Source organism: Streptomyces cynarae (assembly GCF_025642135.1).
GTDB lineage: Bacteria > Actinomycetota > Actinomycetes > Streptomycetales > Streptomycetaceae > Streptomyces > Streptomyces cynarae.
Map to the genome: position 1 here is coordinate 5453656 of NZ_CP106793.1, position 20548 is coordinate 5474203.

The window sequence follows — 20548 nt, forward strand, 5'->3', positions numbered from 1 at the left end:
CACCACGCGCTTGCGCTGCCCGTCGGCCCACCATCGTCCTGCCGCGGCGGCGCCCGGCAGAGGCCGCTCGCCTACTCGGCCTCCGCCGCCCGCCGGCCCACCGTGCTCTCCCGCACCACCAGCCGGTGCGGCGCCCGGATCTCCAGCCCCGGTACGGGCGTCGAGTTGCCGATCCGCTTCAGCAGCCGCTCCACCGCCGTCTCCGCGATCATCCTCTTGTCCGGGGAGACCGTGGTGACCGACGGGTTGGAGTAGCGGCCGTCCTCGATGTCGTCGTAGCCGACGATCGCCACGTCCTCCGGGACGCGCAGCCCGCGTGCGGCCAGTGTGTGCATCGCGCCCAGCGCCACCAGGTCGCTGTAGCAGAACACCGCGTCCGGCGGCTCCTCGAGGTCCAGCAGGTGTGCCATCGCCGTGGCGCCGTCGGAGCGGTTGAAGCGCGGGGTGGAGATGATCAGCTCCTCCCGTACCGGGATCCCGGCGCGCTCGTGTGCCAGCCGGAAGCCGCGGGTGCGCAGCTGGGCCGCCTCACCGGTGCGGTAGGGCTGGTCGCCGATCGCCGCGACACGCCGCCGGCCGAGGCCGAGCAGGTGCTCGGTGGCTTCGCGGGAGGCGGTGACGTCGTCGATGCCGATGTGGTCGAAGCCGCCGTCGCTGACCCGCTCGCCGAGCACCACCAGCGGAAGGGCCGGATCGCGGGCGGCCAGGTCGGACTGGGCGAGGCCGAGCGGGCTGAAGATGACCCCGTCGAACAGCAGTTGCTGGGAGCCGCGGCTGAGGAACATCTTCTCGTGTTCGGCGTCGCCGTCGGTCTGGTCGATCAGGACGTTGTAACCCTGTACCCGGGCCGCGCGGATGATGCCCTGCAGCAGTTCGGCGAAGTACGGCGTGTCCAGGTACGGCACGACCACCGCGATCTGGCCCGAGCGCCCGGCGGCGAGGTTGCGGGCCAGCACGTTCGGCCGGTAGCCGAGTTCGTCCACGGCCTGCTGCACGCGGGCGCGGGTGGCCTCGGAGACCGGTGCGTAGCCGTTCACCACGTTGGACACGGTGCGGCTGGAGACGCCCGCGCGGGCCGCGACGTCGCGCAGGGTCACGCCTCTTCCCATATCTCACCTTCGTCCGGTGCAGCCGGGTTCGAGCCGGTTGAAGTTTCCACTGCGTTACCTCTTGCAGCGCGGCAAGTTGTGGGTTAACACTTCTGCAGCGCTGCAGAAGCGTAGCAGAGATGGTCTGAACCGAACCCAGCACAGCATCCCGAACACCCATCGCTGATCTGCCAGCCGAATGACGTTCGGGATATCGAACGAACCGAACCGAATCGTCCCTCCTCTTCCGCACCCCCAGCACCCTCCTCTCCCGGCCTCAGCCTCCGCTCCCAGGCACCTCACTCAGGAGAATGCGCATGTCTACCAGCAGACAGCATCCGATAGGCGGCTCCCGTCGCGTGGCCCGCCGGCAGCCCCGCCTTCTCCGCGGGGCGTTCGTGGCGGCGTCCGCCGCCCTCGCCGGCGTGCTCGTCGCGGCCTGCGGTTCCGGCGGCTCGGGCGGCGGCAGCGGCTCCGGCGCGGCGGGCGGCGGCCCGGTGCACATCAAGGTGTGGGCCTGGTACCCGGACTTCAAGCAGGTCGTGGACCAGTTCAACAAGACCCACAAGGACGTCCAGGTCGACTGGGTGCAGGCGGGCGTCGGTCAGGACGAGTACACCAAGCTGAAGACGGCGCTGAAGGCCGGTCAGGGCGCCCCGGACGTCGTCATGCTGGAGTTCCAGGAGCTGCCGACGATCCAGCTCACCAAGGGTCTGCTGGACATCGGCAAGTACGGCGCGAACGACGACAAGAAGAACTACGTTCCCTGGGCCTGGAACCAGGTCTCCGACGGCGACCACGTCTACGCCATCCCCGTGGACGGCGGCCCGATGGCGATGCTGTACCGCGAGGACATCTTCAAGAAGTACAAGCTGAAGGTCCCCACCACCTGGGACGAGTACAAGCAGGAGGCGGCCAAGCTGCACGCCGCCGACCCGAAGGCGTACATGACCGACTTCGGCAGCGACGAGTCCGCGGCGGGCTGGCTGCAGGGCCTGATGTGGCAGGCCGGCTCCCGCCCGTACACCTACTCGGCGAGCAAGCTGCCGAACATCGGCGTCAAGACGAACGACGACGGCGCCAAGAAGGTGTACGACTACTGGGGCGACCTGGTGAAGAACAAGCTGGTCGACACCGCGTCGTACGCCACCACCGACTTCTACAACGGGCTCAGCAGCGGCAAGTACGCCACCTACCTTGCCGCCGGCTGGGGCCCCGGCTACCTGCAGAGCGTGGCCAAGAAGACGGGAGGCCTGTGGCGCGCCGCCCCGCTGCCGCAGTGGACGGCGGGTGGCAACGCCCAGGGCGACTGGGGCGGTTCGACCTTCGCGGTCACCAGCCAGACCAAGAACCCCAAGCAGGCCACCGAGGTCGCCCGGGAGCTGTTCGGCACCTCCGAGGCCGCCTGGAAGATCGGCATCGACCAGGCGTACCTGTTCCCGCTCGCCACCCCGATCCTGAACGGCTCGTACTTCCAGGACAAGAAGTACGAATTCTTCGGCGGCCAGCAGGTCAACAAGATCTTCGGACCCGCGGCGAACAACATCGGCACCTTCGACTGGAGCCCGTTCCAGGACTACGCCTACAACACGCAGACCAGTGAGGTGGGCAAGGCCCTCCAGGGCCAGACCCCTTGGTCGTCCGTGGCGGACAACATCCAGCAGCAGGTGGCGGGCTACGCGTCCAAGCAGGGATTCAAGGTCAGCCAGTAACCCTCCGGGGTCTCGCCCCGCCCGCCACCCCCGCCGACCGCCGTGCCTCCTCACCGTCGGCGGGGGCCCTGCCCCAACGCTCAAGGAGATCTGATGAGCCTGCTCCGACAGGGGTCACCGGCGGCCGCCGCGGCCGCGCCCTCGGCAGCGGCGGCCGCCAAGGGCCGTGATGTCCCGGCCGCCGCGGTGCCGCCCGCGGCCTGGGCGGCTGAAGGCCCGGACCCGGCACCGCGGCATGGGCCTGCTGCTGGTCACCCCGTTCACGTTGCTGTTCCTCGCCTTCCTCATCGCCCCGCTCTGCTATGCCTTCTGGCTGAGCCTGAGGACCTCGACGCTGGTGGGAGGCGACCACTTCAGCTGGTTCGCCAACTACAAGCAGGCCTTCACCGACCCGCAGTTCCTGTCCGGCGTGCGCCGCGTGGTGCTCTTCGGCCTGGTGCAGATCCCGGTCATGCTCGCCCTCGCCCTGGTCGGCGCGCTGATCATCGACGAGGTCACCAGCAGGCTCGCCAAGGTCTTCCGGATGACGCTGTTCATGCCGTACGCCGTGCCCGCGGTGATCGGCGCCCTGATGTGGGGTTTCCTGTACAGCCCGACGTTCGGCCCGGTGAACTCCATCAGCAACGCCCTGGGGCTCGGATCGGTCAACCTGCTCTCGCACAACCTGATGCTGACGTCGCTCGGCAACATCGTGACCTGGCAGTGGACCGGCTACAACATGATCGTCCTCTACGCGGCCCTGCAAGGTCTGCCCCGCGAGGTCTACGAGGCGGCCAAGCTGGACGGGGCCGGCCAGATCCAGACGGCCCTGCGCATCAAGATCCCGATGGTCTCTTCGGCGCTGGTGCTCACCTTGATGTTCACCATCATCGGGACGCTCCAGTTCTTCACCGAGCCGCGGGTCCTGGAGCCGACGGCGTCCTCGGTGATCAGCCCGGACTACACGCCGAACCTGTACGCCTACAACCTGGCGTTCCAGTACTCGGAGTTCAACTACTCCGCCGCCATCTCCTTCGCCCTCGGAGCGGTGGTCTTCATCGGTTCCTACATCTTCCTCTTCCTCACGCGCCGAAGGAGCGGACTGAAGTGACGACCGCCGCTACCACTGCCGTCGCCGTCCCGGCCCCCCGCCGGCGCCCCACCGCCGCCAAGGGGCGCGTCACCGTCAACGTGGTGATGGTGGCGATGATCCTCTACTTCCTGCTGCCGTTCTGGTGGCTGCTGGTGGCCTCCACCAAGAACAACGACGCGCTGTTCACCACCGCCGCCCTGTGGTTCCGCTCGCCCGGTTCCTTCTTCACCAACCTCCAGCAGCTGTTCACGTACGACGACGGCGAGTACCTGCGCTGGCTCGGCAACACCGCGGTCTACGCGGGCGTCAGCGGGGTCGGTGCCACCGCCGTTGCGACCCTTGCCGGGTACGCCTTCGCCAAGTACCGCTTCCCCGGCCGAAACCTGCTCTTCTCCAGCCTCCTCGGCGCCATCATGGTGCCCGCGACCGCGCTGGCCATCCCCACCTATCTGCTGCTGAGCAAGGTGGCGCTGACCAACACGATGTGGGCGGTCATCCTGCCCTCGCTGCTCAACCCGTTCGGCGTCTACCTGGTGCGGGTGTACGTGCAGGAGTCGCTGCCCGACGAGCTGCTGGAAGCCGCCCGCGTCGACGGCGCCGGGGAGATGCGCGTCCTGCTGTCGGTGGCCCTGCCGACGCTGAGGCCCGCCCTGGTCACGGTGCTGCTGTTCTCCATGGTCGGCACCTGGAACAACTTCTTCCTGCCGCTGGTGATGCTCAACAACGACAAGCTGTTCCCGCTCACCGTGGGCCTTACGTCCTGGTACCAGGGGGCGATGGTGCAGAGCGGCGCCAACGCGCTGTTCAGCCTGGTCGTCGTCGGTTCGCTGGTGGCGATCCTGCCGCTGGTCATCGCCTTCCTGCTGCTGCAGCGGTACTGGCGCGGCGGTCTGACCGTCGGAAGCCTCAAGTGATCCCTGCCCGACCTCCTCTCCCGGCCACCCCGCGCACCCCCCGGAGCCACCTTCCATGCTGCACGCTTCCCTGACCGTCGACCCCGCCTTCCGCGTCGCCGACGTCAATCCCCGGACCTTCGGCTCGTTCGTGGAGCACATGGGCCGCTGCGTCTACACCGGCATCTACGAACCCGGCCATCCGCAGGCCGACGAGGACGGTCTGCGCCGTGACGTCCTTGAGCTGGTGCGCGAGCTGGGCGTGACCACCGTCCGCTATCCCGGCGGCAACTTCGTCTCCGGCTTCCGCTGGGAGGACAGCGTCGGCCCGGTCGCCGACCGGCCCACCCGTCTGGACCTCGCCTGGCACAGCACCGAAACCAACGCCTTCGGGCTGCACGAATTCGCGACCTGGGCCCGCAAGGCCGGCGTCGAGCCCATGATGGCCCTCAACCTCGGCACCCGGGGCGTCCAGGAGGCCCTCGACCTGCTGGAGTACGCCAACCACCCCGGCGGCACCACCTGGTCCGACCAGCGGATCAAGAACGGCGCCCAGGACCCCTTCGGCATCCGCATGTGGTGCCTGGGCAACGAGATGGACGGCCCCTGGCAGACCGGCCACAAGACCGCCGCCGAGTACGGCCGCCTGGCCGCCGAGACGGGTCGCGCCATGCGCATGATCGACCCGGACCTCGAACTGGTCGCGTGCGGCAGCTCCAGCTCCTCGATGCCGACGTTCGGCGCCTGGGAGGCGACCGTGCTGGAGGAGGCGTACGACCAGGTCGACTACATCTCCTGCCACGCCTACTACGAGGAACTCGACGGCGACCTCGGCAGCTTCCTCGCCTCCGCCGTCGACATGGACGGCTTCGTGGAGTCGGTGGTCGCCACCGCCGACCACATCCGGGCCAAGCTGCGCCGCAAGAAGCGGATCAATCTCTCCTTCGACGAGTGGAACGTCTGGTACCTGTCCCGCTTCGAGAACCAGGAGAAGCCCACCGACTGGCCGGTGGCGCCGAGGGTCATCGAGGACGAGTACAACGTCGCCGACGCCGTCGTGGTCGGCGGCCTGCTGATCAGCCTGCTCCGGCACAGCGACCGCGTCACGGCCGCCTGCCTCGCCCAGCTCGTCAACGTCATCGCACCCATCCGCAGCGAGCCCGGCGGCCCCAGCTGGCGGCAGACGACGTTCCACCCGTTCGCCCAGGCGGCCCGCCACGCGCGGGGGGCAGTCCTGCGGGTGGAGCCGGTCGCCCCCGTGTACGAGACGGCACGGTTCGGCGAGGTTCCCGTCCTGGACGCCGTCGCCACTCATGTGTCCGAGGCGGAGGGTGCCGACGAACTCACCGTCTTCGCGGTCAACCGGCACCAGACCGAGGACGTGGAACTCGCCCTCGACCTGCGGGCCTTCCCCGGCTACGCGCCGGTGGAGCACTCCGTCCTCGCCGACCCGGACCTGCGCGCGACCAACACCGTGCACGACCCCGAGAGGATCCGGCCGCGCGGCGCGGACACCGGCGCGGTCACCGACGGCCGCCTCACCGTGAGCCTGCCGCCCGTCTCCTGGAACGTCGTCCGGCTGCGCCCCACCGCCGGCTGACGTCCCACCGACCCCCCGCCGTCACCGCTCACCGGCCTCGGTGGCGGCGGGGACGACATCTCTGCCGCTTGCCTGTCACCCCGCCGACCCCCGGCGGTCACCCCGCCGGCCCCCGCCGTCACCGCCCAGTGCTCGGTGGCGGCGGGGTCTCCTGCACCACATGCACACCCTTCCCTGCCCCAAGCCCAAGGGAGCCGCACATGTCCACCGACAGGGAAGGCGCCGGACACCGCGCCGTTCCACGTCCCCACGTCATCACGCTGCTGCTCGCGCTGCTCGCAGCGGCCGCCGCCCTCGTCCTGCCCGCACCGGCCAAGGCCCACGCCGTCTCGCGGGCCTCGCAGACCCTGTACACCCCGCCGTCGGGCACTCCTTCCCCGGGCTCGCTCTATCCGCGGGCCGTGCGCCTGCAGTACAGCGGTTCGTCCAACGGCACCCTGCTCGCCACGTTCGAGCAGTACTCCTCCGGCACCCCTGTCTTCCCGATCTACCGAAGCACCGACAACGGCAACAGCTGGACGCAGATCTCCAGCATCAGCGACACGCACAACGGCTACGGCATGCGCTACCAGCCGTTCCTGTACGAGCTGCCGACCGCCGTCGGCGGCTTCCCGGCCGGCACGATCCTGGCCGCGGGCAACTCCATCCCGAGCGACCTGTCGACGACCGAGCTGGACCTGTACGCGAGCACGGACCACGGCAGCACCTGGTCGTTCGTCAGCACCATCGCCACCGGCGGCAAGGCGGACCCGACCAACGGCCAGACCCCCGTGTGGGAGCCGTTCCTGATGGTCTCGGGCTCCAAGCTGATCGTCTACTACTCCGACCAGCGCGACCCGAACTACGGCCAGAAGATCGTGCACCAGGTCACCACCGACGGCATCAACTGGGGGCCGGTCGTCAACGACGTCGCCACCTCCACGTACAGCGACCGCCCGGGCATGCCGACGATCGCGAAGCTGCCGAACGGCAACTACGTGATGACGTACGAGTACTGGGGCGCGCCCGAGGGCGGCTTCGCGGTGTACTACAAGATCTCCTCCAACCCGGAGGCGTTCGGGTCCGCCACCGGCATCGCGCTGAAGACCACCGACGGCTACGTCCCCACCAGCTCCCCGTACATCGTCTGGCTGCCCACCGGAGGCCCCAACGGCACCCTGGCGGTCAGCGCCAACAGCAGCACCGACATCTTCCTGAACACGCAGAACGGCGCGGCGGGCACCTGGACGCGCATCGCTTCGAACACCCCCGGCGGTTACAGCCGCGGCATGGTCCCGCTGGCAGACGGCCACAGCCTGGAGATCTTCAGCGGTGGCCACCTGACGAGTACGGGGCTCAACCCCGTCACCTACGGCACCATCGACCTGGGCGGCGGCATATCGGACGGCGCGACCTACACGGCCACCAATGCCAACAGCCGCCTGCTGCTGACGATCGCGGGCGGCTCCACCACCAACGGCGTGAGCGCGACCCAGCAGAACGCCGACAACGCCACCGACCAGCAGTGGCGCTTCGTCCAGCAGGCCTCCGGCTACTTCAAGATCTTCAACGTGGCCGGCGGCAAGGTGCTGGGCGTGCAGAACGCCTCCACCGCCAACGGCGCCACGGTCCTGCAGTGGGACGACAACGGCACCCTCGACCACGAGTGGGCCGTCGCCCCCAGCCCGGCGGGCGGCTTCACGGCCGTCAACCGCAACAGCGGCAAGTACCTGGAGATCCCGAGCGCCTCCACCACCGTCGGCACCGCGGCGGGGCAGTGGGACAACACCGGCTGCGCCTGCCAGCGGTGGACGCTCGACCAGACAGCCCTGCCCACACTGTCGAGCGGCCAGTACGTCCTGGTCAACAAGAACAGCGGCAAGTACCTGGAGGTCCCGAGCGCCTCGACCACCGCGGGCACGGCGCTCGACCAGTGGCAGAACACGGCCTGTGACTGCCAGCTGTGGACCTTCACGGCGAGCGGTGGCTCGTGGACGCTCAGGAACGTCCACAGCGGCCTCTATCTCGACGTGCAGAACGGCTCCACCTCGACGGGTACCTCACTGGTCCAGAGCGCGTCGTCCGGCGCGGCCTCCCAGAAGTGGACGCTGACGGCCGCGGGCGGTGGCTTCTACAAGTTGGTCGACGCCGGCAGCGGACTACTGGCCGACGTCTCCGGCGCCTCGACGGCCAACGGCGCGTCGGTCATCCAGTGGAGCGACAACGGGGGGAACAACCAGCTCTGGCAGATCGTACGGGTCAACTGATCCCACCGAGCGGGGAACCGGCGCGACGGGCGGCCCACAGCCGCCGGTGCGCCGGTTTCCGGCTTCCGGGACGGTGGGCGTCAGTAGCCCTCGATGCGTTCCCGTCGTACCGAATAGGCCACGAAACCCGCTCCCAGGGCCAGGAACAGCGTCCCCCCGATGACGTACGGCGTCGTGTCCACGCTGCCGGTGTCGGCCAGTTGTGTGTGGGCTGTCGCGCCCGTCACACCCGCCGTGTCCGCCGTCGTCCGGTCGGTGGTCGTCGAGGTCGCGATCCGCGGACTCTCCGGTGTGTTCTGGGTCGCGTTCGCGGACGGCACGAACCACAGGGCACCCAGCAGGGTCCCCGCGGCGGTGGCGGTCAGCAACGTCCGGCGGGCGGTGGACGACGATCGACGTGCGGCGGACACGAAATTCCGATCCCCCTGGGGCGCTTACGAATTGGCCGTGTGGAGCGATGCTAGTGAAAGGCGCGGGTCGTGGGAAAGTCGCGAGCTCTCCGGGCCGTACGCTGCGCGCCATGAGCACTTCTGAGACATCACGGTATGTCCGCCTTCGCGTGGAACTGGTCGTCGAGATCGACGATGTCGACGCGGTCGCCAAGGCCGCCCTGCGCCGGATCGCGGACGACCCGGACATGCCCGAGGGTGAGCGCGCCTACACGGAGAGCGCGGTGACGGAGGACACGGCCGAGGCCGTCGCGTATCTCGTCGAGCCGGCCGTCCTGTTGGGCGAGGTACCGGGCGTCGAACTCGCCCAGGCCTCCTGGAGCAGCGAAATCGTCGACTACGACCCCGATTCGCCGGACTGGGCGCTCGGAGAGGATGATGAGCCGGGCGGAGACGAGGACGACGAGGGGGTCCGACTCGGCTGACATGTCTTGGGAAAATGGTGACCCCGGGTGGCAACCGGCGCCCGGGGCACCGTCGTCTCAAAAGGCGTTCCCTGGTGTCCCGCATGGCACCGGGACTCATCGGGCACCCGTCGGGCCGGCGTGGTGTGTCCCACACCGGCCACGGATGTGGAACCGGACGAACCGGTCGTAGCGTTGAGGGTTCCTGCGGGGGACTCAACGGGGTTTTGGGGATTCGGCAACCATGGAGAAGCGTGTGATGACGAACAGTAAGCGGCGCAAGGGCCTGATGGCCGCGTCCGCACTGCTCGGCGGGGTGCTGATGCTCTCCGCGTGTAGCGGAGGCAGCTCGGCGGCGGGTGGGGGCGGGGACGACAAGGACTCGCAGGCCTCGGTCGACGAGGCGGCCGCCAAGAAGTCCTCCGAGGCACAGATCAAGATCACGCCGGCGGACGGTTCCGACAACGCCTCCATCAACAACGCCGCCAAGGTCACGGTCGCCAAGGGCACGCTCACCGAGGTCACCATGACCACCGCGTCCGGCACCGCGGTCGCCGGACAGATGTCCGCCGACAAGACGAGCTGGGCGCCGACCACTCAGCTCGAGCGGGCCACGACGTACAAGATCGCCGTGACGGCCAAGGACTCCGCGGGCCGCGACGCCCACGAGAACGCCTCCTTCACGACCGTCGCCCCGGCGCACTCCTTCATAGGCAACTTCACACCCGACAACGGCACGACCGTCGGCGTGGGCATGCCCGTCTCGATCAACTTCGACAAGGCGATCACCAACAAGGCCGCCGTACAGAAGGGGATCAGCGTCACCTCCAGCAGCGGACAGGAGGTCGTCGGCCACTGGTTCGGCGCCAACCGGCTCGACTTCCGTCCCGAGCAGTACTGGAAGGAGGGCTCCACCGTCACCATGAAGCTGAACCTCGACGGTGTCGAGGGCGCGAGCGGCATATACGGCGTGCAGCAGAAGACGGTCACCTTCAAGATCGGCCGCAACCAGGTCTCCTACGTCGACGCGAAGACCAAGCAGATGAAGGTGACGCAGGACGGCACGGTCGTCAAGACCATACCGATCTCCGCGGGCGCGCCGGATCACACGACCTACGAGGGTCAGATGGTGATCTCGGAGAAGTTCACCCAGACCCGGATGAACGGCGCGACGGTCGGCTTCACCGACTCCGACGGCAAGGGCGAGTACGACATCAAGGACGTGCCGCACGCCATGCGCCTGACCACGTCGGGCACCTTCATCCACGGCAACTACTGGGGTGCCCCGTCCGTCTTCGGCAACGTCAACACCAGCCACGGCTGTGTCGGCCTGCAGGACAAGAAGGGCGCGAACGACCCGAGCACGCCGGCCGCGTGGTTCTACAACCACTCGCTGATCGGTGACGTGGTGGTCGTCCAGAACACCGGCGACAAGACGGTCGCCCCGGACAACGGCCTCAACGGCTGGAACATGAGCTGGGCCCAGTGGAAGGCGGGTTCGGCCGTCTGACGCCCGGGTCGACGCCTCCCCGCTCGATGCCGCCGGCCGCCCTCGCGGGCAGCCGGCGGCATCGTCGTGTTCACGGGATGCCGGGCGGGCGCGCTTCTCATCGTTCTCTTATGTCCGGTTTATGGGTTCATCAGGGTGCCTCCCTAGCTTGCGGCCATGTTCTTCACCTACCTGAGGCGCGAACTGCGCCGCCGGAGAAAGGCGGCCCTCGTCGTCGCCTCCGGGCTCGCGTTGGGCATCGCACTTGTGATCGTGGTCAACTCCGTGTCCTCGGGGATGGGGAAGGCACAGGACAAGGTGCTGCAGTCGCTGTACGGACTCGGCACCGACATGACCGTCACCAAGGCGGCCGACCCCACCTCCGGCAGCTCGCAGCGGCCGCGCTTCAACTTCGACGCGCGCGGCAGCGACTCCAAGGAGACCCAGAGCAGCGACCGCGTCATGGTGCAGGGCTTCCAGACGCTGGCGAGCGGCACGGTCACCAAGGTGGGGACGCAGAAGGGCGTTTCGGAGGCCGTCGGTGGGCTGAGCCTTCGGGTCATCAAGATCAGCGGACAGTTCACGCGGGGTCAGTTCCGGCAGAACCAGAACAGCGGCGAGCAGGGCGGACGCGGCGGCTTCGGCGGCGGGCAGCCGCAGGGCCAGGTGGAAGGGGGCGGCGCCAACTTCGACGTCAACAACTACTCCGTCTACGGCACCGACGTCACCAAGCCCGCACTGGGCCCCTTGACCTCCTCCAAGATCACCAGCGGCCGTACCTTCAAGACGTCGGAGACGAACGCGAAGGTCGCCGTCGTCGACTCGGCCTACGCCAAGGAGAACAAGCTCGAGGTCGGCGGCACGGTCACCATCAAGAGCGTCAAGTTCCAGATCATCGGCATCGCCACGGCCGACAGCGGTGACTCGGCGGCCAACCTGTACATCCCGCTTCAGCAGGCCCAGACGCTCGCCGACGCGAAGAACAAGGTCACCACGATCTACGTCAAGGCGACCGACTCGCAGCAGATCGCCGGTGTGAAGAAGGCCATCCAGACCAACGTCTCGGGAACCACGGTCACCACCTCCGCCGACCTGGCGAGCACCGTATCCGGTTCGCTGTCCACCGCCTCCAGCCTCGCCGACAACGTCGGCAAGTGGCTTTCCGTCGTGGTGCTGGTGGCCGCGTTCCTGGTCGCCGGCCTGCTCACCTCCTCCGCCGTCTCCCGCCGGGTGCGTGAGTTCGGCACGCTCAAGGCGCTCGGCTGGAAGTCGGGTCGGGTGACCCGGCAGGTGGTCGGCGAGGCCGTCGTCAACGGCCTGGTCGGCGGCGCCATCGGCATCGCGCTCGGCCTGGCGGGCGCGTACGCCGTCACCGCGATCAGCCCCACGCTCCAGGCCCAGCTCGGCGGTGGTGGCGGTGGCGGCGGCTTCGGCGGCGGCCCCGGCGGCGGTGGCTTCGGCGGTCCGGGACGGCAGGCCGCGCGGACCCTTCAGGTCGCGCTCACCGCGCCGGTCAGCCTCACCACCATCGCCCTCGCGGTCGCCCTCGCCGTGGCCGGCGGTCTGATCGCCGGCGCCTTCGGCGGCTGGCGCGCCTCGCCTGCGTCCGGCGGACGCCCTGCGCCGCGTCGAGTAGCACCCGCCCCGCACCCCTTCCGCATCCCAGGAGTTGACCCATGTACGAACTCAGAGGCGTCACCAAGCGCTACACGCGGGGCAAGGAGACGATCAACGCCCTGGACGGCGTCGACCTCACCATCGGCGACGGCGACCGGCTCGTCATCCAGGGCCCCACCGGCGGCGGCAAGTCCACGCTGCTGCAGATGCTCGGCGCACTCGACAAGCCGACCACCGGGCAGGTCGAACTGGACGGCGTCGACCTGGCCAGGCTCTCCGAGGCCCGGCTCACCAAGGTGCGCAGCGAGAACATCGGCTTCGTCTTCCAGTCCTTCAACCTCATCCCCACCCTCACCGCGCAGGAGAACGTCGAAACGGCGTTGGTCCCCCTCGGGGTGAAGTCCGGGGAGCGGCGCGAACGGGCCGCCGAGGCACTGCACTCCGTGGGACTCGGAGAGCGGCTCGGGCATCTGCCGGGCGAGATGTCGGGCGGTCAGCAGCAGCGCGTCGCCATCGCCCGCGCGCTGGTGAAGCAGCCGAAGGTGCTGCTAGCCGACGAACCCACCGGAAACCTCGACGAGTCGATGCGCGACGAGATCATGGACGTGCTCGAACGCATGTGGAAGGAGCACGGGCTGACGTTCATCATGGTCACGCACGACTCGTCGATCGCGAAGAAGGCCCCCCGGCTCGCGACCATCCGCAAGGGCAGGATCACCGTCAAGGAGAACGCCGCCCCGTAGGCCGCTCGGTAGGCCGTTCCATAGGCCCTTCGGCAGGACGTTCGGCAGGTCGTCTCGTGGACGCCCGGCCGGTGCAAGTCGTTACGGCCCCCGTATTGAGGCGTTGATCATCCCCCGACATACTGCGTGATCCGGGGGATGACGTGTGCATGCACGAGACCACCCCCGGCCGGGTGAACGGGGATTCGCCCGGCACCTCATCTCCAGGGGGAGTCTTGCGCAGACAAGTGAAAAGAGCATGCGCGGCGACCGTCGCAACAGCGGCCGCCGTGGCGTTGGCGGCGGGCATGACCAGCCCGGCGTCGGCGAAGCCCGCCCCCGCGGCCCACGGCCCCGCCGGCGGCCTGACGGCTCAGCACCGGATCACTCTCATCACCGGTGACCGCGTCGTCGTCGACGCCAAGGGCCGTGTCGTGGGCCTGGAGCGGGCGAAGGGCCGCGAGAACGTTCCGGTTCAGGTCCGCAAGGCCGCCGGACACACCTACGTGGTGCCGACCGACGCGGCCGCTCTGATCGCCGAGGGGAAGATCGACCGGCGCCTGTTCGACGTCACCGAGCTCAACTCGTCGCGGACCCGCGCGGACCAGAAGAACGGCCTGAAGGTCATCGTCGGCTACAAGGGCGCCGCCCGTACCGCGAAGGCCGACGTCCGCGAGGCGGGCACGCTCCGCCGGACCCTCACGTCCCTGAACGCCGACGCGGTCCTCACGCCCCAGCGGGACGCGGCCGAGCTGTGGAAGGCCGTCACCGACGGCGACGCCACCGCCTCCGGCATCGCGCACGTCTGGCTCGACGGCGTCCGCAAGGCGAGCCTCGACAAGTCCGTGCCGCAGATCGGCGCCCCGGCGGCCTGGGCCGCGGGCTACACCGGCAAGGGCGTCAAGGTCGCCGTGCTGGACACGGGCGTCTACGCCGACCACCCGGACCTCAAGGGCCAGGTGATCGAGGCCGAGAACTTCTCCACCTCCGCCACCACCGCCGACAAGGTCGGCCACGGCACGCACGTGGCGTCCATCGTGGCCGGCACCGGCGCGAAGTCGCACGGCAAGTACAAGGGCGTCGCGCCCGGCGCCAAGATCCTCAGCGGCAAGGTCCTCGACGACGACGGCTACGGCGACGACTCCGGCATCCTCGCGGGCATGGAGTGGGCCGCCCAGCAGGGCGCCGACATCGTCAACCTCAGCCTGGGCGGCGCCGACACGCCCGACATCGACCCGCTCGAGGCCGAGGTGAACAAGCTCTCCGAGCAGAAGGGCATCCTGTTCGCCATCGCCGCGGGCAACGAGGGAGAGAGCGGCGAGAAGACCATCGGCTCCCCGGGCAGCGCGGCCGACGCGCTCACGGTCGGCGCGGTCGACGACAAGGACAGGCTGGCGGACTTCTCCAGCCGTGGCCCCGGCCTCGACGGTGCGATCAAGCCCGATGTGACCGCGCCCGGCGTGGACATCACCGCCGCCGCGGCCCCGGGCAGCCTCATCGACCAGGAGGTCGGCGAGAACCCGGCCGGGTACCTGACCATCTCCGGTACGTCGATGGCGACCCCGCACGTCGCGGGCGCCGCCGCCATCCTCAAGCAGGAGCACCCCGGCTGGACGTTCGCCGAGCTGAAGTCGGCGCTGACGGGCTCCGCGAAGGGCGGCGAATACACGCCGTTCCAGCAGGGTTCGGGCCGCATAGCCGTGGACAAGGCGATCAGGCAGACCGTGCTCGCCGACCCGTCGTCCCTGAGCTTCGGCACCGCGCAGTGGCCGCACACCGACGACACGCCGGTCACCAAGCAGCTGACGTACCGCAACACCGGCAAGGCCGCCGTCACCCTCACGCTGTCGCTGACAACCACCAACCCCAAGGGCCAGGCGGCTCCTTCGGGCTTCTTCACGCTCGGCGCGAAGACGGTTACCGTCCCGGCGGGCGGCACGGCGTCGGTCCCGGTAGCCGTCAACAGCAAGCTGGGCGGCACCGTCGACGGCGCGTACTCGGCGTATGTGACGGCGACGGGCGGCGGCCAGAGCGTGCGCACGGCCGCGGCCGTGGAACGCGAGGCGGAGTCGTACGACGTCACCCTCAAGTACGTGGGCCGTGACGGACAGACGCCCGTCCACCTCAGCGACCTGGTCGCGGCCTCGGGCGCCGACGCGGGCAAGGAGTACTTCTCCCAGAGCTCCGCGACGACCGTGAAGATCCGCGTGCCCAAGGGCACGTACCTGCTGGACTCCCTGTCCATGAAGGACCCGACCTCGATCGAGGGCGGCGTCGACTGGCTGGTCCAGCCCAAGGTGAGCGTCACCAGGGACACCGCCATCACCCTGGACCTCGACAAGGCCAGGTCCGCCGACATCACGGTCCCGGACGCGTCGGCCAAGCCGCTGTCCGCGACGGTGTCGTACGTCTACGACCCGGCGGGCACCGGACTGGCCCTGTCCGCTCCGTCGTTCGCGGACATCCGCCTGGCGCAGGCCGGCCAGGCGGTCCCCTCCGGTCTCTCCCAGTCCTGGTTCGGCCAGTGGGCCAAGGGCGGCACGGCCGAGTACGACGTGTTCACCGGCTCCGCGGTCAAGCAGCTTCAGGGCGCGCACGTACGCCACTACAAGGCGGACGAACTGGCCACGCTGAAGCTGAACCTCGGTGCCGCGAGCAGCGGCAAGACCGGCGCGGTCGGCGCCTACGCCGAGACACCGACCGACAGCGGCTCCAACATCTCCGTCGAGCAGAACCTGCGCGGCGCGCGCACGTTCTACGTGTCCACGGGTGACAAGGCGCAGTGGACGTTCGACTTCTCGCAGTACGGCGGCAAGAAGGACGCGGACGGCTTCCCGGTCCCGGAGGCGTACTACACGCTGGGCGGCCCGCAGATCCTCACCGGCGGCAAGACCTACACCAAGACCCTCAACACCGCGGTCTTCGGTCCGTTGATCAACTCCGACTACGGCCTCTTCCGGGTCGGCAACGAGATCTACGGGTACCTGCCGCTGTTCGCGGACGGGCAGGGGCACGCCGGATCGTCCGAGTTCATGTCGGTGAAGACGACGCTGTACCGGGGCGGCACCAAGGTCGGCACGAACGACGATCCGCTGTTCGGCGTGAAGCCCTTCGCCGTTCCCTCTGCCGAGGCCACGTACACGCTGACGACCTCGGTCATCCGCAGCGTGAAGGTCGCGGCGGCGTCCACCCGCATCGACGCGAGCTGGACGTTCAAGTCCAAGAAGGTGGACAGCGCCCAGCTGCCCGCCTCGACCGTCCGCTTCGGCGCGACCACCGGTCCGGACAGCCGTGTGGAGGCCGGCAAGAAGGTCACGATCCCGGTCACCGTCCAGGGCGCGGCCGCGGGCCGCAACCTCCGGTCGCTCTCGGTGTGGGTGTCGTACGACTACGGCAGGACCTGGACCAAGCTGACGGTCAAGAACGGCCGGATCACCTACAAGAACCCGGCCAAGGGCCAGGGCCTGTCGTTCCACGCCAAGATCGCCGACAAGAAGGGCAACAAGTCGACGATCTCCGTCTACAACGCGTTCTACGCCAAGTGAGCCGCTAGACGGCGGACGGCCCACCGGAAGCGATGCCTCCGGTGGGCCGTCGTGCGATGCGGTCGTGCCCGCCGGCCGTGAGGGTGCGACGCGGTTGAGTCGAGCCCGTCAGGCGTGCGGCGCGGTCGCGCCCGCGCGGGTGGCGTCCGTGCCCCAGCTCGCCAGCAGCCGCAGTGCCTCCGCCGAAGCCGAGCCCGGCTCGGCGTGGTACGTCACCAGCGCCAGCTCACCGTCGTCCGGCACCCGGAACGACTCGAAGTGCAGCGCGAGGTCGCCCACCAGCGGATGCCGCAACCGCTTCAGCCCGTGGCTCTTCTCCTTGACGTCGTGCGTCGCCCACAGCCGCCGGAACTCCTCGCTCTTCACCGACAGCTCTCCGACCAGCGCCGACAGCCGCGGATCGTCCGGGTGACACCCTGCCTGGTAGCGCAGCTGGCACACGATGTCGATGGCCTTCTGCTCCCAGTCCACGAACAGGTCCTGGTACTCGGGCTTGAGGAACGTCATCCGCGCCCAGTTCCGCTCCTGCGGCGGCAGCTGAGCCCAGTCCCCGAAGACGGCCGCGGCCATCCGGTTCCACGCCAGGATGTCCGCATGCCGCCCGACGATGTACGCCGGAACCCCGTCGAAGGAGTCCAGCAGCTGCCTGAGCGCCGCCCGCACCTGCTGCGTCCTGGTCGCCGGCTTCTTCTTGTGGGCCTTCGGCTTGGCGAGGTGCGTCAGATGCGCATGCTCGGCGTCGGTCAGCCGCAATGCGCGGGCGATCGCGTCGAGCACCTCCGCGGACACGTTCCGTCCGTTGCCCTGCTCCAGGCGTGTGTAGTACGCCACGGACACGCCTGCCAGCTGCGCCAGCTCCTCGCGCCTGAGCCCGGGCACCCTGCGGTGGCGACCGAAGTCCGGCAGCCCCACGTCCTCCGGCTTGAGCCGGGCCCGGCGGGTGCGCAGGAACTCGCTGAGCTCGGCGCGCCGGTCCAGGGCCTGGCCGGCTCCCGCTGCGGGCTCCGGCAGGGAGTCGAGCTGTTCATCCATACGTCCAGTATTCCGGGTCGTACGACCTGGAGCCTGACCCCGCCAGTAGTAGGACGGCCGGTCGTAGGCAGAGCTGTGGTCTGGGTGCCTCCGCCGCCGTCCGGCAGGCTGGACGCCGTGCCCGGTGGAAGGCAGCCGGGCGCGCGACCCCTAGGAGAAACTCCGCATGACCACCGTTGCCGCATACGCCGCACCCGCCGCGAAGGCCCCGCTCGAGCGCACCACCATCGAGCGCCGCGAGGTCCGCGAGTTCGACGTCCTGATCGACATCAAGTTCGCCGGTATCTGCCACTCGGACATCCACCAGGTCCGCGAGGGCTGGGGCGAGGCGATCTTCCCGATGGTTCCGGGCCACGAGATCGCGGGCGTCGTCTCCGAGGTCGGCCCCGGCGTGACCAAGTTCAAGGTCGGCGACCGCGTGGGCGTCGGCTGCATGGTCGACTCCTGCCGCGAGTGCGAGAACTGCCTGCGCGGCGAGGAGCAGTACTGCCTCAAGGGCATGGTCGGCACGTACAACGCCCTCGACAAGGACGGCGAGACCACCTACGGCGGCTACTCCGAGAAGATCGTCGTGGACGAGAACTACGTCGTACGCATCCCGGACGGCCTCTCCCTCGATGTGGCCGCCCCGCTGCTGTGCGCGGGCATCACCACGTACTCGCCGCTCGCCCACTGGAACGCGGGCCCCGGCAAGAAGGTCGCCGTCGTCGGCCTCGGCGGCCTCGGCCACATGGCCGTCAAGATCGCGCACGCGATGGGCGCCGAGGTGACCGTCCTCTCGCAGTCCCTGCGCAAGAAGGACGACGGGCTGAAGCTGGGCGCCGACCACTACTACGCCACCAGCGACCCGAAGACCTTCGAGGAGCTGCAGGGCACTTTCGACCTGATCGTCTCGACCGTCTCGGCGCCGATGGACTTCGGTGCGCTGCTGTCGCTGCTCAAGGTCGACGGCGCGCTGGTGAATGTGGGCGCCCCCGAGGAGCCGATCTCCCTCAACCTGTTCTCGGTGATCGGCGGCCGCAAGACCCTCGCGGGCTCCATGATCGGCGGCATCCGTGAGACGCAGGAGATGCTGGACTTCTGCGCGGGGCACGGCATCGGCGCCGAGATCGAACTGATCAGCGCCTCCGAGATCAACGAGGCGTACGAGCGGGTGCTGAGCAGCGACGTCCGGTACCGGTTCGTGATCGACACGGCCACCATCTGAGAATCCCCCCGACAGCACCACGTGAGGCGGCCCCAGTGGCCGCCTCACGTGCGTCGTCGGTCGAAGGTCGCAGCGGCGTGGGCCCGAAGACCGATGTGCCGCCCCCTCCCGCTGCCTAGCCTGGAAAGTGGTTCCGGCAACCGGGGGACAGGAGGCCCGACCATGTCCGTGGAGCTCAACCACACGATCGTCGCCGCACACGACAAGGAGGCGTCCGCCCGTTTCCTCGCCGACCTGCTGGGCCTGGAGGTGGCGCCGCCGTTCGGCCCGTTCACCCCGGTGGAGATCCCCAACGGCGTGACGCTGGACTACATGGAGACCACCGGCTCGATCACTCCGCAGCACTACGCGTTCCTGGTCTCCGAGGACGACTTCGACGTGATCTTCGCCCGTATCCGGGACAGGGGCCTGCGGTACTGGGCGGACCCATACCATCACCGCCCCGGCGAGATCAACCACAACGACGGCGGCCGGGGCGCGTACTTCGACGACCCGAACGGCCACAACATGGAGATTCTGACCAGGCCGTACGGGAGCGGCGGGGACTGAGGTTCATCCGGTTGGAGGTGCGAGCGGGCGGCCGGGCCGAAACCCTGTCCCGGCCGCGCCGGCCTTGCGCTGCGGGGCTTGGCGCGCACCGAGCGCGTCACCGAACCGGTCCCATCGCACTGTCGGTCGAGATGGTCATCGGATTGCGATCGTGAGTGCGCCACCTTAGCTTCAGGGCGTCGGGATCTTCCGACAAAGTCCGCATAGGTTCTCTATGTCGGCTTTCACCCCTGGTGCCATCGAACGGAGCATTCATGTCGGTGATGACCGGTACCCAGCCCCTGCAGCAGTTCGGCCAGCAGTTCGGCCAGCAGCAGTTCGGCCAGCAGCCGATCGCGCAGGTCGTCCAGCAGACCATCCAGCAGGCCTGTCAGCAGGCGAGCCAGCAGATCGCGCAGCGCATGCAGCAGACGCTTCAGCAGATCCAGCAGGTCCAGCAGCAGCTTCAGCAGCAGGGCATGGCCCACCAGGCGCACCCGTACCTGGCCATCGCGCTGCACACGACGCTGCGCCAGGGCGTGCGGCACGCGGTGGAGCAGTCCGTGCAGCAGGCGCTGCCGATCGCGATCCTGACGCTGGTCCAGCAGAGCCAGCAGGGCCAGCAGGGCCAGCAGGGCATGCAGCCGTGGGGCCCCGGCGGGGCGGGCGGCCAGCAGTTCGGTCAGCCCTACCAGCAGCAGTACCAGCAGCCCGGCTTCGGCTTCGGCCAGATGCCCTTCGGTATCGGCTGACGTCCGGCGGCGCGCGATGCGGTGTGCCCAGGAGCGGTTCCCGGGCACACCGCATCACTGTGGAAGCGCGGCCGCCCGTCACCGGATCAGGAGCAGACGAACGACGCAGGCGTGGTGAAGGTGGACGCAATGGTCAAGGAAAGACCCGGAAACAACCGGGAGAGCGGGTCCGAGGGATCGATTTCCGGTGGG

At 69.1% G+C, this 20548-nt stretch carries 15 protein-coding genes and 1 pseudogene; 13 read left to right on the forward strand and 3 right to left on the reverse strand.

Annotated features, from left to right (window positions below; genetic code table 11):
* Positions 1-71: 71 nt before the first annotated feature.
* Positions 72-1109 carry a LacI family DNA-binding transcriptional regulator gene (locus tag N8I84_RS25060; protein WP_263231657.1) on the reverse strand — a complete coding sequence of 346 codons (1038 nt, stop codon included), beginning with the start codon at positions 1107-1109 and terminating at the stop codon, positions 72-74.
* Positions 1110-1405: 296 nt separating this feature from the next.
* Between N8I84_RS25060 and N8I84_RS25065 the strand changes: the two genes are divergently transcribed.
* From N8I84_RS25065 to N8I84_RS25085, 5 genes are all read left to right on the forward strand, one after another.
* Positions 1406-2800, forward strand: coding sequence for an ABC transporter substrate-binding protein (locus tag N8I84_RS25065; RefSeq protein ID WP_263231659.1), 1395 nt, complete (start codon positions 1406-1408; stop codon positions 2798-2800).
* Positions 2801-3035: 235 nt separating this feature from the next.
* Positions 3036-3890: a carbohydrate ABC transporter permease gene (locus tag N8I84_RS25070; protein ID WP_263231661.1), complete on the forward strand. Its 855-nt coding sequence runs from the start codon at positions 3036-3038 to the stop codon at positions 3888-3890.
* Positions 3887-4786: a carbohydrate ABC transporter permease gene (locus N8I84_RS25075; RefSeq protein WP_263231663.1), complete on the forward strand. Its 900-nt coding sequence runs from the start codon at positions 3887-3889 to the stop codon at positions 4784-4786. Before N8I84_RS25070 ends, N8I84_RS25075 begins: the two co-directional genes overlap by 4 nt.
* A gap of 55 nt (positions 4787-4841) precedes the next feature.
* Positions 4842-6365, forward strand: coding sequence for an arabinosylfuranosidase ArfA (arfA, locus tag N8I84_RS25080; protein ID WP_263231664.1), 1524 nt, complete (start codon positions 4842-4844; stop codon positions 6363-6365).
* Between the two features lie 200 nt (positions 6366-6565).
* Positions 6566-8611 (forward strand): RICIN domain-containing protein, encoded by a 2046-nt coding sequence (locus tag N8I84_RS25085; RefSeq protein WP_263231666.1) that lies wholly within the window; start codon positions 6566-6568, stop codon positions 8609-8611.
* An 80-nt stretch (positions 8612-8691) separates the two neighbouring features.
* Here N8I84_RS25085 and N8I84_RS25090 read toward each other — a convergent pair whose 3' ends face one another.
* Complete coding sequence (locus N8I84_RS25090) at positions 8692-8979, reverse strand: LPXTG cell wall anchor domain-containing protein (protein ID WP_390899051.1); 288 nt, start codon at positions 8977-8979, stop codon at positions 8692-8694.
* A 152-nt stretch (positions 8980-9131) separates the two neighbouring features.
* On the opposite strand from N8I84_RS25090, the gene N8I84_RS25095 reads away from it, so the two are divergent.
* From N8I84_RS25095 to N8I84_RS25115, 5 genes and pseudogenes are all read left to right on the forward strand, one after another.
* A complete protein-coding gene (locus N8I84_RS25095; RefSeq protein ID WP_263231668.1) occupies positions 9132-9485 on the forward strand; it encodes a hypothetical protein in 354 nt (117 codons plus the stop codon).
* Between the two features lie 238 nt (positions 9486-9723).
* The gene (locus N8I84_RS25100) at positions 9724-10974 is read left to right on the forward strand and encodes a L,D-transpeptidase (RefSeq protein WP_263231669.1); all 1251 of its coding nucleotides are present in this window, start codon (positions 9724-9726) and stop codon (positions 10972-10974) included.
* A gap of 156 nt (positions 10975-11130) precedes the next feature.
* A pseudogene (locus N8I84_RS25105) lies at positions 11131-12589 on the forward strand (ABC transporter permease).
* Positions 12590-12629: 40 nt separating this feature from the next.
* A complete protein-coding gene (locus N8I84_RS25110; protein WP_263231671.1) occupies positions 12630-13313 on the forward strand; it encodes an ABC transporter ATP-binding protein in 684 nt (227 codons plus the stop codon).
* 287 nt (positions 13314-13600) lie between these two features.
* Positions 13601-16837 carry a S8 family peptidase gene (locus tag N8I84_RS25115; RefSeq protein ID WP_263231673.1) on the forward strand — a complete coding sequence of 1079 codons (3237 nt, stop codon included), beginning with the start codon at positions 13601-13603 and terminating at the stop codon, positions 16835-16837.
* A 108-nt stretch (positions 16838-16945) separates the two neighbouring features.
* On the opposite strand, the gene N8I84_RS25120 is transcribed toward N8I84_RS25115, so the two are convergent.
* On the reverse strand, positions 16946-17869 hold the full coding sequence (locus N8I84_RS25120) for a helix-turn-helix domain-containing protein (protein WP_263231675.1): 924 nt from the start codon (positions 17867-17869) through the stop codon (positions 16946-16948).
* A 166-nt stretch (positions 17870-18035) separates the two neighbouring features.
* On the opposite strand from N8I84_RS25120, the gene N8I84_RS25125 reads away from it, so the two are divergent.
* The 3 genes from N8I84_RS25125 (at position 18036) to N8I84_RS25135 (ending at position 20356) form a co-directional block, all read left to right on the forward strand.
* Positions 18036-19076, forward strand: coding sequence for an NAD(P)-dependent alcohol dehydrogenase (locus N8I84_RS25125; protein ID WP_263231677.1), 1041 nt, complete (start codon positions 18036-18038; stop codon positions 19074-19076).
* A gap of 162 nt (positions 19077-19238) precedes the next feature.
* Entirely contained in the window at positions 19239-19625 is a 387-nt protein-coding gene (locus tag N8I84_RS25130; RefSeq protein ID WP_103840070.1) for a VOC family protein, read from the forward strand.
* Positions 19626-19879: 254 nt separating this feature from the next.
* Complete coding sequence (locus N8I84_RS25135; protein WP_263231679.1) at positions 19880-20356, forward strand: hypothetical protein; 477 nt, start codon at positions 19880-19882, stop codon at positions 20354-20356.
* Positions 20357-20548 lie beyond the last annotated feature (192 nt).